The organism is Leuconostoc holzapfelii, assembly GCF_012396485.1.
Taxonomy (GTDB): Bacteria; Bacillota; Bacilli; order Lactobacillales; family Lactobacillaceae; genus Leuconostoc; species Leuconostoc holzapfelii.
In genome coordinates, this window is record NZ_JAAXPO010000002.1 from 99,849 (window position 1) to 117,061 (window position 17,213).

The following is a 17,213-nucleotide window of genomic DNA, read 5'->3' on the forward strand; positions in this document are numbered from 1 at the left end:
CTTGTATCTATCGTTTATATCGTCTGTTCTTTTGTTATCGTCACGAGCAAGTAGTTCCGTAAAATATTCAACCAAATACTACTTTCAGCAACATCATTCACCGTGAAAATGACTTGTAATTGACCTGATTCGGAGCGAACCGCCACCTTCAGAGGTACTTCAGCTAACGTCTCAAACACCGTTTCTCCAGCTAAACGTTGGGTCGCCTCCGCGCTAAATGTGATGGTGAGCTGTTGACGCTGACGGCGAATATGGGTGACTTGGGCTTGGTCAGCCAATTGTTTTACCTGACCAACCAATAATAAGCGTGCCACTTCATCAGGCATGTCACCAAAGCGATCTAACATATCACCTTCAATCTCTTCAAACGCTTCATCCGTGCGCGCCTGTCGAATGCGTGTATAAAGTTCAATTTTTTGCGCATTATCTGCAACGTATTGCTCTGGTAAATAGGCTAATACGCCTAAAATTAACTCGGCATCGGTCTCTGATCGTCTTGGTGCTGCTGGTGTATGTCCCTGTTTTTTTGCCACCGCTTCTTTCAACAGTTGCGTATACATGTCATAACCCACTGAATCAATAAAACCGTGTTGCTGTTTACCGAGCAAATCACCGGCACCACGAATACTCAAATCACGCATCGCAATGCGAAATCCCGAGCCCAATTCGGTAAAATCACGAATCGCAGCGAGCCGTTTTTCCGCTTCTTCACTTGGTGTGCGCGTAAAGGGATAGGTAAAATAGGCATATGCTAGTCGCGTTGACCGCCCCACACGTCCCCGCAGTTGGTACAGCTGTGATAAGCCCATATGATCAGCATTTTCAACAATCAATGTATTGGCGTTAGGAATATCGACACCCGTTTCAATAATTGTTGTTGTCACCAGCACGTCATAATTGCCATTTAGGAAATCAAAGAGAATACTCTCCAATTGTACTTCAGACATCTGACCGTGGATGGCAGCAACACGCGCAGACGGAACTAAGGTTTCAATTTGACTCGCGACGCGATCCAAATCAGCCACGCGATTATGCAAGTAGAACACTTGCCCATCACGGGCCAGCTCTTTTTCAATGGCATTGCGCACAATCGTCCAATCGGCTTCAATGACGTAGGTCTGAATGGGAAAACGGTTTGCTGGTGGCGTCTCAATCACGGATAAGTCGCGTGCACCAACCATCGCCATGTTGAGTGTTCTTGGAATCGGCGTGGCTGTCAACGTTAACACATCCACACTATGACGCAACTGTTTCAGGCGTTCTTTGTGTTTCACACCAAACCGTTGTTCTTCATCAATCACCAAGAGGCCAAGATCAGCAAATGCCACATCCTGGCTTAATAGCCGGTGCGTACCCACAACGATATCAATCTCATGGGCATTGAGTTGTGCGATAACTGACTTATTCTGTGCTGGTGTTTGAAAACGACTGAGCACGCCAATTTTCAATTCAGGAAACGCACTAAATCGTGTCATCATCGTGTCATAATGCTGCTGAACTAAAATCGTTGTCGGGGCCAAAAAGGCCACCTGCTTCCCAGCATACGCTGCCTTAAAGACTGCCCGAAGGGCTACTTCAGTTTTACCAAAACCCACATCACCCACTAATAAACGATCCATTGGTCGTTCTTTTTGCATATCCACTTTAATTTCTTCAATCGAACGTATCTGATCTGGGGTCTCAGGATAACCAAATGCCGTGTCAAACTTCAGTTGCGCCGTATCATCGGGTGGAAAAGCATAACCTGCTTGCGCCTCACGTTGGGCGTATAATTCAAGCAAATCATCTGCAATATCTTCAATTTTAGCCGCCACTTGACGCTTCGTTTTGACCCATTCTGTCCCACCTAGCTTATTTAGCTTGGGTGCACGAGCAGCATCGGATGCACCGATGTATTTTTGAATCAAATTGAGTTGCGTAACAGGAATAAAGATTTTGGCATTTTTCTGATAGGCAATCGTGAGATAATCTTGCATCCCACCATCAACCGCCATGGTTTGCAGCCCTTCATACCGACCAATCCCATGATTAATGTGCACAACATAGTCGCCAACGTTCAATTCGTTATAGGATTTCAGACGCTCTGCATTCGCAATCTGCCGTGGGCGCGGTGTACTACGCCGTGACTGGGCAAATAATTCATGTCCAGTCAAAACCGTAAGATGCAACTGTGGCCATTCAAAACCAGCAGATAATCCACCAGCCATCATCTGTACTTGATGCGGTTGTACAGTGCGCGTTTCCAACACCCCTGGTGCCAAATCACCAAGTGACTGCGCAAGATTTTGCCGTTGCTTGGAAGATTCAAGTAATAAAATTACCGTTGTGCCGGCACCCTGTGCCTGTTGTAAGTCAGCTGTCAACGCCGGCATTTGGCCATAGTATTGACTGGCTGGCCGCGTGGTCACAGTCACCAAATTGGTAAATTTAATCTGGTTCAATCCTCGCTTAAAGTTCGCCAAATGTAATGTCGCCGCGTTTGCTTGGTGTAACTGTGTTGAAAATTCTGCCCGTAACACTTGATGTGGTAACATTTGATACGTAGCGATTTGATTTTCAAGCCAGTCTTGGTCACGGCTTAATTGCGTCAAGCGCGTTTCTTTTAAGCGCGTGTATTCATCCACGACAAGCAAGACGTCTGACTGAAAATAATCAGCCAAAGTTGTCTGCCCACCAAAGAAATAGGTTGCATACGGTAGTAACTGATTTTCACGCGCCCGTGCATGGAGTAACTGTTGCGTTGCAGCAAAACCGGTCGTGGCGTGCTTTTTTTCAATCCCAACTAAATCACTGCGATATTGGTTAAATGCGGCTTCAATCTGATCTGTCGCAGCCGTGTAGTCCGCCTCGGATACGATAAAATCCGTCACTGGATCAATGCTAATCGTTGACAATGTACCCGTACTTTTTTGTGTGCTCACATCAAAGGTTTTAATTTGGTCCAATTCATCATCAAAAAAGTCCAAACGAATCGGCTCATCACCAGTCAGTGGGTAAATATCAAAAATAGCGCCCCGCTGGGCAAATTCGCCAGGCGTTTGCACTAATTTTGTTGCAGTAAAACCCATCATCATCAATGTCGCCTTAATATCAGCAAATTGATAGGTTTGACCCACTGAAAACGTCAGTTGCGCTTGATCAAGCGCTGCTGGCTGTGGCAACAGGCGCTCAGCGCCAGCCAAACTCGTCACCACAATGACCGGTTCTTGTCGCCGGAGCGCCAAAAGTGCAGCCACACGTTGAAGGCGCAATTCTGGCGAACTAATCGCCATTTCCGTGGCTAATGCCTCTTCTGCGGGGAAATTAATGGCTGCCGTGGTCAACTGAGCCAGATCAGCAAATAGTTGATCTGCATGAACTTGCGTGTCAGTCACCACCAACAGTTGTCGTGGATTTGCATGATAAATCGCAGCAATGCTGGCAGCGCGCGCACTGCCATGGACGCCAAGCAATAATTGATTGGATTGTGGCGTCGCTTGATGTGTGATGGCTTGTATCGTATCTGTCTTTGCTAAAAATCCTGTTAGCATCTTGTCAGTTATCCCCTCTCAAACATCCCACGAGTCAATCTACTACCCATTATATTGATTGCTTAATTGCGTTACCGCTGCACCGCTAATCCAATCCGTCATCGCCGCCACACTGCGATCTAACATCTGGTTAATCTCAGGTTGTTCAGCGGATGTGAACTTTCCTAACACGTAGTTAATCACAACTTGTTTATCGTGTTCAGGATGCCCTAAGCCAAATTTCAAACGCAAAAACGCTTGTGACCCAGTGTGTGCCATAATCGACTTCAATCCATTATGACCACCAGCTGACCCTTTGGCACGGAAGCGTAACTTACCAAATGGCAAGTCCATATCATCGACTAAAATCATCACATCGTCATCAATTGCCCCACCGTAGTAATCCAAAATGGCACGCACTGCTTTGCCTGAATCGTTCATATACGTCGTCGGCTTGACAAGCATCACAGCTTCGCCAGCAATCGTCACCTTGGCCGTCAGGGCAAATTGTTTACTTGGTGAAAACGTGGCGTGGTTTGCCGCAGCAAAGGCGTCTACCGCCATAAATCCAATGTTGTGCCGCGTTTGTTCGTAGTCTGCGCCAATGTTGCCTAGTCCGATAATATATTTCATGTCAGCTTTTTATCTGTCCTTACTAAAATTCTCAATCTTATCTACCAGTATAACAGAATTCTGTGTTATCATGATATATGGCTATTTCATGATAAAAAATTTAATTTTAGGACACGCATATGCTCCACGAATCCCTCATTACCCCAAAATCTGCTCTGACAACCGTGACAGAAAATACAACGATTGCACAAGTCAATGATTTGTTCAACTCCCCTGCCGAAGCGCATACACGCACCATGCCCATCTTGGACGAATCTGGCAAGCTATTTCGTGGCAACGTTTATAAACAACACGTTTACGAACACATTGCCAAAAACGGCGACATGAATCTACCAGTAACGGCAATCATGCGCAATTCAACCAAGTTTATTTATACCACCAGCCAGTTCTACGAAGTTTTCTTCGCCATTCGCGACTTACCGTTTATTGCGGTTTTGGATGAAGATCACCACTTTGCTGGTATTTTTACCCACGATGCTTTAATGGACTTATTATCACAAAGTTGGTCGGTACGCACTGGTGGCGTTGCGATTTCGGTAACCTCGCACAATACACAAGGCGATTTAAAAAAGATCGCCAGCATTATCGCGCGCTATTCCAATATCGAATCCGTATTAAGCATCCAACCCAGTCCAACAACAGCTACCACGTTGATGATCACCTTGCCTTTAACTGCTAATAGCGACCAATTGCAAAAATTAGTAGCCCATTTAGAGAAGAAACACTTTACGGTCACAAGTATAGAAGACCTACAACGTTTTAATTAAAAAGACTGACGCTCAGGCGTCAGTCTTTTTATATCAATAAACCAGCTAAAATTGTCACTGTCATGCCAAGCATGACAATCACTAAGTTTTTGATGGCTAAAATAAAGGTTTCTCGCTTCACGGGGTTTGCAATAAAACCACGCGCGTGACGCATCACAAGCGGCAACAACATGACGAGTGCATAACTTGTCACTGGTAACCAACCAACCAATGTCGTGACCACCACTTCTGCAAAAGCCAGTAGTGCTGCGAACAAGTAAAGCCGCTTGGCTGCTGGCACACCGATATAGTGCACGAGCGTATGTCGTGCATTGGCCTCGTCTTCATCGTGATCCGCAATATTGTTTGCAAGCATGATTTCAGCAATGAAGACCGTCAAAGGGAAACTCACCACAAACCATTGCAACAGCACGCTGGGCATGGGTGTCATCTGTGTATTCACATACACTTGCGCAACAAAGATAAAATACCCCATCGTCAACCCAGATACAATTTCACCAAATGGCGTATTCGTAATTGGCTTTGGCCCAGCAGAATACAAATACCCGATCAAAAAACTCACAATCCCAATCACCCAAGTCACGTAATCCGTACGCAAAGCCACGGCAACGCCAGCGATTGCTGCAATGATGCCTAAAGCAAGGGCAACTTGCCGAACTTGCCGATGAGAAATAACCTCGCCGGCTGCTGCCTCACGTAAATAGGCATTTTCTTTTTGGCGCTTGGCATCTTCGTAACGGTTAAACGTATTAACGGCAAGATGCACACTAATGGTCGCTACAATCAGTAGGCCCGCATTCAGCCAATTTAATCGGGCATATTGCCATTGACTGTAGACTAAGCCAACGAGTAACGGTGCCACACTGGGAATCACCACCCGAATCTCGACTAAATCTAAAAATTGTTTTGGTGTCATTTTCATATTAACCTCTAGTAATCTATTCTACCAGAAAAATACATCCTATCTTATTCAAGTATGCTCCCTTGTATGGCTACAGATTTTTTAACAGAGTATTGATCGTGTATAATAAAAGTAAACCAGCTACAGACAGTAACTACCAACTAGCACCGATAAAGGCTGACTATGCACCCACTATATCTTAAAATTTATCAACAAATTAAATCCGATATCCAACAACAAATTTATCCAGCTAACGCTTTTTTGCCGAGTGAAAACGATTTGGTCGCCCAATTCCACACTTCCCGAGATACCATCAGAAAAGCACTGGCAAAGTTAGACAAAGAGGGTCTTATTCAAAAGCGCCGTGGTAAAGGCTCACAAGTGATTGCTCATCAATTACGACATTTTCCAATTAGCGGACTGACGAGTTTTCATGAGCTGGAAGTGCTACAACATTTTCAAGTAACCACTGAATTACCCGTTTTTGAAACATTCACGGTGACAGCAGACAATCAAGAAGTGACGCAATTTCCCATTGGCACACCCTTATACCATATTGTTCGCGTGCGCATTATCGATGACGTCCATAGCGTGATTGATGAGGACTATATTCGTGCCGACTTGATTCCAGGACTCACACCGGCTATTGCAAAACAATCTATATACGCTTACATTGAAAATGATCTGCATTTAGCTGTAGCATTCGCCGAAAAGACCATCACCGCTGAACTAATTACAACTCGCGACCGTGACTTATTGGTTGGTCTCCCAGCAAATGAAAATCGACTAATTCAAGTGGAAAGTCAAGGTCACCTATCAGATACAACCTACTTCCAGCACACCATTGCGCGTCACCGCCCAGATCAATTCCAGTTCAATGAATTTGCTAGAAGACAAACGACTTAAAAAGGTGATCCCGCGGGATCACCTTTTTAATATTGGATCGCAAAGCTCTCGTAAGGCCTCAAAGCCAACTCGTTTGTCAGGGTTTGTATAGGATAGTTACCAATCAGGTATTCGCCCGCATGCACTATCTCGTCAGGCAAGTGTAGTGTCACTGGGGTCTCACCAAAATGGGCCACGACCAACAACGTGACATCATCCAGTCGGCGTTCAAAAGCAATCACTTCAGCGACGTCGTCAAATCTTGGCATATAGTCACCATCGGCGATCACTGGGTTTGCTTGCCGTAACTGAATTAATTGATGATAAAACTGATACAGGCTATCTGCCGATTCTTGATCTTTTGCGACATTAATGTCATTAAAATCACCGTTTTTTAACCAAGGTTGATGTGTTGAAAAACCAGCATAAAGACCGTTATCCCACTGCATCGGTACCCGTGAATTATCACGTGCCTTAGATCGCACTACAGCAAAAGCCTGTGACTGGGTCAGGCCTTTCTCAAGTAACATGCGATAGGCATTTTGGCTTTCCACATCAACATAGTCTGTCATCCCTTGATAATCCGGATCCAACATGCCAATCTCTTCGCCCATATAAATGTAAGGTGTGCCGCGATTCAAATGCACCATCATCGCTAACATTTTGGCGCCAGTTCGGTAGTATTTGGGCGTTTTGATAAAACGATTAACCGCACGTGGCTGATCGTGATTATTCCAAAACCATGCTGGCCAACCGTTTGCTGTCATGATGCCTTGACTCCATCCGTGCCACAATTGACGTAACGCTTCAAAATCGTACGGCACTTTGGTCCACTTCTCACCTTGAGCGTAATCTACTTTCAAATGATGGAAATTAAAGCCCATGCTCAGCGCTTTATTTTGTGGATTAGTGTAGGCTGCCGTTTGCGCAATAGTGGTCGAGCTTAATTCACCGACTGTGATTACGTCCGAGTAATGTCCAAACGTCGCAGCATGCATCTCTTGAATATAAGTTTGTACAATTGGCGTATCTGTGTAGAGATACTTTCCGCCATTATCTGTATCATCGTCGACTAAGTCTGCTGCTTTGCCAATAACATTGATTACATCAAAGCGGAACCCTCGAACACCTTTAGCCAACCAAAAATTTAAAATTGCGTAGAGTTCTTGTCGAACTGCTGGGTTATGCCAATTCAAATCTGCTTGAGACTGATCATACAAATGCAAATACGCGCGATTGGTCTCACCAAAACGTGACCAAGCAGAGCCACCAAATTTAGAGACCCAATTTGTCGGCTCCAAACCATTCTCACGGTACGGCCTCAAGTAATAGTAATCTTGATACTTCACATCCCCCGCTAACGCTTTTTGAAACCACGGGTGTGCGATTGATGTATGGTTAAAAACCATATCCAACATGATACCCATCTGATAACTTTCCGCTTCGAGAACCAACTGTGCAAAATCTGCCATGGTGCCAAATAGCGGATCAATTGCCGTATAATCGCTGATATCATACCCGTTATCATTTTGTGGTGAGGGGAAAATTGGATTTAACCAGATCATCGTAACACCCAAATCTGCCAAATAAGGCAATCTTTGAATCAATCCTGGTAAATCACCAACCCCATCATGATTACTATCTTGAAATGATTTAGGATAAACTTGATAAACCACATGTTTGCCTAATTCTGTCATCGTTTTTCATCCTTTACTTAGCATCATTATCTTCAAATATGTTCTTTTTTTCGACTTGTTTAGCCGATTGTTCAACATCACGGTCTTTAAATCCCCATAGATACACCATTACAAATGACACCACAATAGTTGCTGCTGAAGCTAAAAAGAAAATCAACAAATTGTTAGGATTATCTTTTGTCGCAGCAAAAGATGGGAAACCAATTAATGAACCAGTGAAGCCATACATGTGAAGATTAAATAGACCAGCAATCAAGCCACCCACAGCACCACCTATGTTGGCCATCCAGAACACACGCCCATACTTCAAATTAATACCATACATCGCCGGTTCTGTAATACCAGCAAAAGCTGACAAAGCCCCCGCACCGGCTAAGCCTTTCAAGTTGGCGATTTTTGTCTTGGCAAAAACAGCTAAGGCGCCTGCACCTTGCGCGATCATCGTAAAGTTAACTAATGCATTCAATTGTGATTGACCTGTTTGCGCAATTTCATTGGCAATTAATGGCACGACCATCCAATGCAAACCAAAGATAACCAACACTTGGTACAAACCACCAATAATCAAACCTGATAATGCATAATTGAAATTCAACAATTCATGAATCACAATTGAAATGCCTGATGAGATCATCGTTATTGCTGGTCCCATAACGACTAACAAAACAGATCCCACGATAAATATTGTAATTAACGGTTGGAAAATTGATCGAATTGCAGCTGGTAAATGATTTTTCAACCAATTACCAATAGGGCGCACCAACCAGGCCGCAAAAATAATGGGAAAAATTGAATAGGCATAGTTAGGTACCGTGATTGGTAACCCAAAAAAATGTGCATTAATCGGCATGCCTAACCAAACACCAGATGCTTTAGTGGCTGATAGACCAACCATTTCCGGCTTAACCAGTAAGGCGCCTATGGCCGCCACAACTAGCGGATCAGATTTTAGACGTTGAGCGGCGGTAAAACCAACTAATATTGGCAAAAAGTAGAATGGCGCCATAGCCATCGATTGAATAATTGTAAAGGTATCCGACTTAGGACTAATCAAGCCAAGTAGGTTCGGATCTGACAATAGCGTTAAAAAACCATTCAACATCCCACCAGCCGCCAATAGACCAATCACTGGAATCATCGATCCGGTGATAGTTCCAATTAATGTTTGAAAGGCACCCTTTATAATATCAAGCCCATTTTTAGGCTTTGGTGTTGTCGGTTGTGTAGCTGCAACAGCAGCTTCTGTTGCAGCTGAGTCAATGACTCCATCACCAAGCTGCGCCACCACTTCATCATAAACGTCAGCCACTGCGGGACCAATTACAACTTGATATTGACCTAACGCACCATTATAAATCGCACCAGCAACCTCTGGTATCTGTGTGATAGCTGATGTATCGGCCAGCGTCTCATCTTTTAAATAAAATCTTAGTCGGGTAATACAATGAATGACCTTATCCACATTATCCCGGCCACCAACATTTCTAATGATGGCTTGTGCTGTCTCATCATAATTCTTTTTTGCCATGATTAACTTCTCCTTGCGATTGCTTGTCCGAGTTGCTGCCCTGCGATTATCTGACCGTATTGCACAGCGATTGATGCGAGCTTATCCGTTGTGTTGGTTATCAATACCATGGTCATTTTGGATAGCTGTGCCGCGTCGATCTGCGCCCAATCGACCGCAACCAACACATCACCTGCAGCAACAACCTGCCCTACCTTAGCCTTTGTCGTAAACGGTTTGCCATTTAAGGACACTGTATCAATACCGATATGTAACAAAACTTCTAAACCATCAAACCGTTGTAAGCCGACCGCATGACCCTGTATTAAAGTAATTTTCCCAGCTATCGGCGCAACAATTTCTGAATCTGTGGGTATTACGGCATAGCCATCCCCCATCATCTTTTGGGCAAAAACTGGATCCGAAACTTTTTCTAATGGTATGACTTCCCCAGTGACCGGCGCATAGATATTAATATCCTCGCGAGGTTTCTTTTCAAATCCAAACATAACTTTCTCCTTTGCGTTATAGACTTGTACGTACTAGTTAACAGTTAGATAATAACACACAAAAGTAGGTATGTAAACGGTTACATTTCATATTCTTATCGACTAATCCCTTTTGAAAGTCATATATCAATATTCGCAACGACGCAGAGATAAATCATTTTATATTTTACAAAAAATTAAATATTAAATAATCAACCCATTCACCTCAGGTTTATACTTAAGAAGTACTTTAGCGTACACATGCAAAAACATAGCCATTCATTATTCAAATAAAATATCATTATGGCAGAAATTATAGTCCTCCTTATGTTATGTTTTTGTGTACATATACCAACAATTCCTTCAGTTTTCTCAATCTTCAAAATCCTAAATAAACTAATTGTTTGCCAAACGGTATACTATCTTTGTACCCAAAAAGTACGCAGGCAAAAACATTTTGATGGTGATGTTTTTGCATACATAGTGCTTTTTTGCACACAAAAAAGCACGACAAGTTGTCGTGCTTTTTCATAAATTTTTACATCATACCAGGCATACCACCTTGTGGCATGGCAGGTGCGACATCATCCTTTGGTAATTCAGCAACCACTGCTTCAGTTGTCAACAACAAGGCTGATACTGAGGCTGCATTTTGCAATGCTGAACGCGTCACCTTTGTTGGGTCCACAATACCAGCAGCAATCATGTCAACCCATTCATCTGTTGCGGCGTTGTAACCGAAGCCTTCAGCTTGGTCTTTCAACTTGTTGACAATCACTGAACCTTCCAAGCCAGCATTTTCAGCAATCTGGCGCACCGGTGCTTCTAACGCCTTCATAACAGTATTAACACCAGTTTGCACATCACCAGTTTCTGATAATGCTGCCACCGCTGAAATGGCATTCACAAGCGCTGTACCACCACCAGCAACGAAGCCTTCTTCAACGGCAGCACGCGTTGCGTTCAAGGCATCTTCAATGCGGTACTTACGTTCCTTCAATTCCGTTTCAGTTGCTGCACCAACGTTAATGACAGCAACACCACCGGCCAACTTTGCCAAACGTTCTTGCAACTTTTCACGATCAAAGTCAGAAGTTGTTTCAGCGATTTGCTGCTTAATTGTTTCAACACGTGTCGCAACAGCACCTTTATCACCGGCGCCTTCAACAATTGTTGTGTTGTCCTTTGTCACGTTAACCTTGCTTGCCTGACCGAGTTGGTCAATTGTGACATCCTTTAAGTTCAAGCCAAGATCTTCGGTAATGACCGTACCACCAGTCAAAATGGCGATATCTTCAAGTTGTGCCTTGCGACGGTCACCAAAGCCTGGTGCCTTCACGGCAACAACATTGAATGTGCCACGCATCTTATTCAAGACAAGTGTTGGCAGCGCTTCACCGGTGATATCGTCAGCAATAATCAACATGGCGCGGCCTTGTTCAACCACTTGTTGCAAAACTGGCAGAATATCTTGAATATTGCCAATTTTCTTATCCGTAATCAAGATGTATGGATTGTCCACGTTGGCTTCCATCTTGTCATTATCAGTCACCATGTATTGTGACATGTAACCACGATCAAATTGCATCCCTTCAACAACGTCTAATGTTGTCTCGATACCCTTGGACTCTTCAATTGTGATAACGCCGTCATTACCAACCTTGTCCATCGCTTCAGCAATCAAAGCGCCGACTTCTTCGTTGGCAGCCGAAATTGAGGCAATTTGCGCAATTTCATCTTTGGTATTGACCGTGTGTGACATGTCATGCAACTTTGCTACGGCTGCTGCTGTCGCCTTTTCAATCCCTGTGCGAATGCCGACTGGGTTCGCTCCTGCTGTCACATTCTTAAGACCTTCGCCAACAATCGCTTGTGTCAAAACAGTTGCTGTGGTTGTGCCATCACCCGCAATATCGTTTGTCTTTGATGCCACTTCGGCAACCAACTTGGCCCCCATGTTTTCAAAGTGATCTTCTAGTTCGATCGCCTTAGCAATTGTGACACCATCATTTGTAATGGTTGGCGCACCATATGATTGTTCTAACACCACGTTGCGGCCCTTAGGGCCAATCGTTGTTTTAACCGTATCAGCTAACTTATCCACGCCAGCCTTCATCTTGGCACGTGCGTCTTCAGAAAACTTTAATTCTTTCGCCATGATTTCATTTCCTCTCTAACAATCAATTTAAATATATTATCGTGAAGATATGCCTACAATGTGGCATATGCTCAATGAGATTATGCCACAATGGCAACAATATCTTTTTCATGTAGCGCAAGATAATCCGTGCCTTCAAATGACACTTCTTGCCCCGCGAACTTATCGAATAGTACTTCATCGCCTGTTTGAACTGTTAATTCACGAATTGTCCCATCGTTTAGGACGTACCCTGAACCCACGGCAACGACCTTACCAGTGACTGGCTTTTCCTTAGCATTTGTTGCTAGGACAATGCCACCAACAGTTTGTTCTGCAGCTTCCGTTACTTCAATAATCACGCGATCACCCAATGGCTTCAACATGAGATCATACCTCCAATTTTTAGTTTAGCACTCTTTTCGTTCGAGTGCTAATTACAACTATTAGTATAGCACTTTGCCCGCAATTGTCAATAAAAAAAGCCTACTTCCGTAGACTAATTTGCTCCTGATTGACCGGCTATGACATGGGTTAAATGAAGGTACCACCGTGTGCTTCGCTGATATCGTAAGCCACCATAAAGACCGCTGGGTCAATTTGGTGAATCCCACGCACTAGATGGTTATAATCTTGATTATCAAGAATGACCATAAGCATGTCCCGATCGCCACCCGTATAGCCACCACGAACCGCCATCAATGTGTAACTCGTGTCATGCTTCGTCAAATACTGCTTAATCGCTTCGATTCGTTCATTACTTGTGATATAAACCATCTTTCGGCGGTCCAGACCAGTTTCAATATAGTTCATCACCACCGCGGTAATGATCAAGGAAAACATCGCCAAAATAAACGCGGCGACCCCATCCGTCAACAAATTCCCTAATGATACAACGGTATCAATGACCAACAGGGATATAGCTGGCGTAATCCGGAAATACTTTTTTAAAATCATTGGCGGCACCGCCGTACCACCACTTGATGCCTCGACACGGTAAAGCATCGCGACCCCAACGGCAAAAATGGCCCCGCCAACCAACACAGCAAATGGCCGGTCAGTCAAAATTTGTTCACTGGGCGTGATTTTAAGTAATACGGGTAATAACAGACTACCAAATGTAATGCGCACTGTCGTCCCACGATCTAGGAAAATTGCCGCCAAAATAATCATCAAAAGATTAACGACCAATACTGTCGCAGCACGATCAAACCCCACTAACTCATTGAGTAAGATGGCTAATCCTGTCGCGCCCCCAGCCGCAACTTTGGCCGGTGCGTAGAAGTAATTGATACTAATGGCCACCAACTCCAAAGCCAAGATGATCGTGAGATAACGTAAAATTTGATATGTCTTGATTACTTTCATTAAACGCCTTTCTTTTTATCCTTCTTTTTGAAAATTGTTTTCATGCGTGCCACTAACGTAGGTTGACGCAACACCTTTTCTCGACCAATATGGTCTCCAATCACTTTTAACACTTTACCTGATTCTGGGGATGAAAAGTCAAAATTACCCTTATCTGTTTCAATCCGAAAACGGCGACTCACGTGTTGCCGTGAAACACTCGTATAAACCGCCGTCACGTTTGGCCAAGGAATTTGGATATAATCGGCGACATTATTATCATTAAAAAATTCAAACGCCCGATCACCCAGCAAAAATTGCCCATATTGCGCGCCAATACCTAAATATGAAATACCTTTCGCTGTGAGCGCTACTTTTGAATTCAGTGATTGCACCATGTTTCTTGTCTCCTTCACTATGACCCTTTAATCGTAACATTAAATCGTTACCCGACTCAATGAATTTGCTGCCATTATGTACAAAGGCGCTCGTCGTAATCGACGGGCGCACTTTATCGTCATCATTCAATTTTTGATTACATGATGTGTAGGGCGTGCATCGCAATACCGAAGATAAAGATCCCAATAATCATCACAATTGGTGAAACCTTCTTCTTCAATAGCCACATCGCAAAGAATGTCAACAACAAGCCCATCAAACCTGGAATCAAACTATCCAAGTTTGCTTGCAAGGTATTTGGCGCCATCTTCGTCAATGACATACCTGAAGCTTGCTCACCTAAGATTTGTTGCAACTTACCCCCAGTGACTGCACCATTTGGGAAGTTGATATACGCACCCTCAGCCAACTTCTTAGCTGGCAATTGCACAACAAACTTGATTGAAACCCAGCGTTCAACCAGAACGGCTAGAATGAACATACCAAGAATTGAAGCGCCCTTCGTAATATCCTTCAAGAGGCCACCCGACAAATCTTGGGTGATAGCAGAACCGGCCTTATAGCCAAATTCTTGCGTGTACCAGATAAATGACATACGAATCAAGTTCCACAAAACAAAGAACAAGATGGGACCTAAGATGTTACCAGAAAGGGCCAATGAAGCACCCAAGGCACCCAAGATTGGACGTAATGTGAACCAGAAGACTGGATCACCAATACCAGCCAAAGGTCCCATCATACCGATTTTCACACCTTGGATGGCAGCGTCATCAATCGCAGCGCCATTGGCACGTTCTTCTTCCAGTGCCAATGTGACACCAATAATTGGTGAGGCAACATAAGGGTGGGTATTGAAGAATTCCAAGTGACGCTTCAAAGCAGCCGAGCGGTCTTCTTTTGTGGTATATAACTTTTTAATTGCTGGGATCAAGGCATAAGCCCAACCCACGTTTTGCATCCGTTCGTAGTTCCATGAACCTTGTAAGAACTGTGATCGCCATGCAACTGACATACGATCATGACGTGATAATTCGATTTTTTCAGCCATCATGTTGCTCCTTCCTAGTATTGGTCCAAAATGTCGCCGACTGGGTCACCCGCGCCGCCGCCATTTGAACCACCGCCACCGTTACCACCCATCTTTGAGAGGTTCAAGTAGATGAAGGCCAACGCAACACCGATCGCACCAAGAGCGATCAATGTCAATTGGCTTACGGCAGCCAAAGCAAAGCCAATGGCAAAGAATGGCCAAACTTCACGTGTTGCCATCATGTTGATAACCAAAGCATAACCAACGGCGACAACCATGCCACCACCGATAGCCATACCACCAGTTAACCATTCAGGCATAGCGCCCAAAGCTTCTTGCACAGCTGAAGCAGGAATGGCAATTAACAAAGCCGCCGGAATCGCAATACGCAACCCTTGAAGTAAAATACCAACCAAATGCAAGCGCTCAATGGTTTGATACTTTCCTTCCTTGGCCGCAGCATCGGCACCGTGCGTCAAACCAACAGACACGGTACGAACAATCATTGTCAGGAACAAGCCGGCAACCGCCAAAGGAATCGCAGAAGCCACGGCAACAGAGATACCAGTTGGGGTAAAGTTGTTACCCTTTACCATGATAATGGCTGAAGCAACAGATGCCAACGCGACATCCGGCGCGACAGCGGCACCAATGTTCGCCCAACCCAAAGCGATCATTTGCAATGAACCACCGAGCATAATGCCCGCAGTCAAATGGCCCGTAGCCATTCCGATTAATGTAGCCGAAACCAATGGTTGGTGAATTTCAAATTCATCCAAAATACCTTCCATACCTGCAAAGAAGGCAATGATTACGACTAAAACCATTGAGATAATAGACATAGTTTAAACACCTTTCCTAATTAACATCCAATATTAGTTATTGAACGTTAGCTTTTTTAATTAAATCAAACAAGTTCGCCTTGCTGTCACTTGGCACCTTACGAACATCAAAGTCGACGCCCAAATCACGCAACTTTTCAAACGCAGCCACATCGGCCTTATCCATTGACAACACTTTGTTGACCATTGTCTTGCCTTCAGAATGCGCCATTGACCCAACATTCAAAGTCTTAATTGGTACGCCACCTTCAACGGCACGCAACACATCTTGCACTGTTTCAAACAGCAAGAAGGCTTCCACGCCACCAAAGCGATCGTCCTTCACGACTTCTTCCATCTTGCTGATTGGCACGATGTTTGCTTTGACCCCGTTTGGTGCCGCTTGCTTAATCAAATTCTTACGTAATTCATCACCAGCAACCGCATCCGATACAACAATAATGCGGTTAGCCTTTGAATCAGGTGTCCAAGCCGTGGCCACTTGACCATGCAACAAACGCGTGTCCAAACGCACCAACTTGATATTCATGTGACCTGGCTTTAGGCCAGCTGCTGGTGCTGCCTCGGCCTTTTTGTCTTCTGCCACTTCTGCTTCAGGCACTGACTTCACACCATCTTTGGCCACTGGAACCAAATACTTTGCCAAGTCAGCAGCTGAACTCATCCCAAGACGGCCACCATAAGATTCAATCAGCATTGGTAAATTCAAACCAGCCACAATTGCGACATGATCTGGATTTTGCTGTTGGATGAGACTCGCACGGTTGAAGGGTGAGCCCCCCCACAAGTCCACTAAGAACAACGTGTCATCATCATTATCAAATTTTGCCAAAGCTTCTTGATAATGCTTATCTAAATCGTCTGGTCCTTCAGTAGGCTGGAATGTCACAACTTCAACATTTTCTTGTTCACCGAAAATCATTGAACCGGACATGATAATGCCTTTTGCAAAGTCACCATGACTTGCAACAATAAGATTAACCATCGATAATCTCCTTCTCAATAAAATGTTTACTATACGATTATAGTCGAATTTAATCGTGATGTAAACGCTTTCACAACAAAATATTG

General features: G+C 44.2%; 15 protein-coding genes. 2 read left to right on the forward strand and 13 right to left on the reverse strand.

The genetic code is table 11. From position 1 onward, the window contains the following. Positions 1-14: 14 nt before the first annotated feature. Positions 15-3,530: a transcription-repair coupling factor gene (gene mfd / locus HF966_RS01950; RefSeq protein ID WP_168675987.1), complete on the reverse strand. Its 3,516-nt coding sequence runs from the start codon at positions 3,528-3,530 to the stop codon at positions 15-17. A 42-nt stretch (positions 3,531-3,572) separates the two neighbouring features. Next, on the reverse strand, positions 3,573-4,142 hold the full coding sequence (gene pth / locus HF966_RS01955; protein WP_168675988.1) for an aminoacyl-tRNA hydrolase: 570 nt from the start codon (positions 4,140-4,142) through the stop codon (positions 3,573-3,575). A 119-nt stretch (positions 4,143-4,261) separates the two neighbouring features. On the opposite strand from pth, the gene cbpA reads away from it, so the two are divergent. Next, a complete protein-coding gene (gene cbpA, locus HF966_RS01960) occupies positions 4,262-4,909 on the forward strand; it encodes a cyclic di-AMP binding protein CbpA (RefSeq protein ID WP_168675989.1) in 648 nt (215 codons plus the stop codon). Between the two features lie 28 nt (positions 4,910-4,937). Here cbpA and HF966_RS01965 read toward each other — a convergent pair whose 3' ends face one another. After that, entirely contained in the window at positions 4,938-5,825 is an 888-nt protein-coding gene (locus tag HF966_RS01965; protein ID WP_168676142.1) for a prenyltransferase, read from the reverse strand. Between the two features lie 168 nt (positions 5,826-5,993). On the opposite strand from HF966_RS01965, the gene treR reads away from it, so the two are divergent. Then, the gene (treR, locus tag HF966_RS01970; RefSeq protein ID WP_168675990.1) at positions 5,994-6,716 is read left to right on the forward strand and encodes a trehalose operon repressor; all 723 of its coding nucleotides are present in this window, start codon (positions 5,994-5,996) and stop codon (positions 6,714-6,716) included. A gap of 26 nt (positions 6,717-6,742) precedes the next feature. Here the strand turns inward: treR and HF966_RS01975 are convergent, their stop codons facing one another. The 10 genes from HF966_RS01975 to HF966_RS02020 all read right to left on the reverse strand — a co-directional run bounded on the left by HF966_RS01975 (position 6,743) and on the right by HF966_RS02020 (position 17,127). Next, the gene (locus HF966_RS01975) at positions 6,743-8,392 is read right to left on the reverse strand and encodes an alpha,alpha-phosphotrehalase (protein WP_168675991.1); all 1,650 of its coding nucleotides are present in this window, start codon (positions 8,390-8,392) and stop codon (positions 6,743-6,745) included. Between the two features lie 13 nt (positions 8,393-8,405). Next, a complete protein-coding gene (locus HF966_RS01980) occupies positions 8,406-9,920 on the reverse strand; it encodes a PTS transporter subunit EIIC (protein ID WP_168675992.1) in 1,515 nt (504 codons plus the stop codon). A gap of 2 nt (positions 9,921-9,922) precedes the next feature. Next, positions 9,923-10,408: a PTS sugar transporter subunit IIA gene (locus HF966_RS01985; RefSeq protein ID WP_168675993.1), complete on the reverse strand. Its 486-nt coding sequence runs from the start codon at positions 10,406-10,408 to the stop codon at positions 9,923-9,925. Between the two features lie 517 nt (positions 10,409-10,925). Next, a complete protein-coding gene (groL, locus tag HF966_RS01990; protein ID WP_168675994.1) occupies positions 10,926-12,545 on the reverse strand; it encodes a chaperonin GroEL in 1,620 nt (539 codons plus the stop codon). 80 nt (positions 12,546-12,625) lie between these two features. Then, on the reverse strand, positions 12,626-12,910 hold the full coding sequence (gene groES / locus HF966_RS01995) for a co-chaperone GroES (RefSeq protein WP_168675995.1): 285 nt from the start codon (positions 12,908-12,910) through the stop codon (positions 12,626-12,628). A gap of 148 nt (positions 12,911-13,058) precedes the next feature. Beyond that, entirely contained in the window at positions 13,059-13,892 is an 834-nt protein-coding gene (locus tag HF966_RS02000) for a YitT family protein (RefSeq protein ID WP_168675996.1), read from the reverse strand. Next, positions 13,892-14,269: a DUF956 family protein gene (locus HF966_RS02005; protein ID WP_168675997.1), complete on the reverse strand. Its 378-nt coding sequence runs from the start codon at positions 14,267-14,269 to the stop codon at positions 13,892-13,894. The genes HF966_RS02000 and HF966_RS02005 overlap by 1 nt, the downstream gene beginning before the upstream one ends. Before the next feature lie 137 nt (positions 14,270-14,406). After that, a complete protein-coding gene (locus tag HF966_RS02010; RefSeq protein ID WP_168676143.1) occupies positions 14,407-15,318 on the reverse strand; it encodes a PTS system mannose/fructose/sorbose family transporter subunit IID in 912 nt (303 codons plus the stop codon). 14 nt (positions 15,319-15,332) lie between these two features. Then, entirely contained in the window at positions 15,333-16,142 is an 810-nt protein-coding gene (locus tag HF966_RS02015) for a PTS mannose/fructose/sorbose transporter subunit IIC (RefSeq protein ID WP_168675998.1), read from the reverse strand. Between the two features lie 37 nt (positions 16,143-16,179). Continuing rightward, a complete protein-coding gene (locus tag HF966_RS02020) occupies positions 16,180-17,127 on the reverse strand; it encodes a mannose/fructose/sorbose PTS transporter subunit IIA (protein WP_168675999.1) in 948 nt (315 codons plus the stop codon). Positions 17,128-17,213: the final 86 nt, after the last annotated feature.

Excerpts from the sequence above, each read along its gene's own strand:
- HF966_RS02000 (WP_168675996.1), bottom strand. The coding sequence starts at position 13,892 with ATGAAAGTAATCAAGACATATCAAATTTTACGTTATCTCACGATCATC.
- HF966_RS01980 (WP_168675992.1), bottom strand. The coding sequence starts at position 9,920 with ATGGCAAAAAAGAATTATGATGAGACAGCACAAGCCATCATTAGAAAT.
- HF966_RS01965 (WP_168676142.1), bottom strand. The coding sequence starts at position 5,825 with ATGACACCAAAACAATTTTTAGATTTAGTCGAGATTCGGGTGGTGATT.
- groL (WP_168675994.1), bottom strand. The coding sequence starts at position 12,545 with ATGGCGAAAGAATTAAAGTTTTCTGAAGACGCACGTGCCAAGATGAAG.
- mfd (WP_168675987.1), bottom strand. The coding sequence starts at position 3,530 with ATGCTAACAGGATTTTTAGCAAAGACAGATACGATACAAGCCATCACA.
- HF966_RS01975 (WP_168675991.1), bottom strand. The coding sequence starts at position 8,392 with ATGACAGAATTAGGCAAACATGTGGTTTATCAAGTTTATCCTAAATCA.
- HF966_RS02020 (WP_168675999.1), bottom strand. The coding sequence starts at position 17,127 with ATGGTTAATCTTATTGTTGCAAGTCATGGTGACTTTGCAAAAGGCATT.
- pth (WP_168675988.1), bottom strand. The coding sequence starts at position 4,142 with ATGAAATATATTATCGGACTAGGCAACATTGGCGCAGACTACGAACAA.
- HF966_RS02010 (WP_168676143.1), bottom strand. The coding sequence starts at position 15,318 with ATGGCTGAAAAAATCGAATTATCACGTCATGATCGTATGTCAGTTGCA.
- treR (WP_168675990.1), top strand. The coding sequence starts at position 5,994 with ATGCACCCACTATATCTTAAAATTTATCAACAAATTAAATCCGATATC.
- HF966_RS02015 (WP_168675998.1), bottom strand. The coding sequence starts at position 16,142 with ATGTCTATTATCTCAATGGTTTTAGTCGTAATCATTGCCTTCTTTGCA.
- cbpA (WP_168675989.1), top strand. The coding sequence starts at position 4,262 with ATGCTCCACGAATCCCTCATTACCCCAAAATCTGCTCTGACAACCGTG.
- HF966_RS01985 (WP_168675993.1), bottom strand. The coding sequence starts at position 10,408 with ATGTTTGGATTTGAAAAGAAACCTCGCGAGGATATTAATATCTATGCG.
- groES (WP_168675995.1), bottom strand. The coding sequence starts at position 12,910 with ATGTTGAAGCCATTGGGTGATCGCGTGATTATTGAAGTAACGGAAGCT.
- HF966_RS02005 (WP_168675997.1), bottom strand. The coding sequence starts at position 14,269 with ATGGTGCAATCACTGAATTCAAAAGTAGCGCTCACAGCGAAAGGTATT.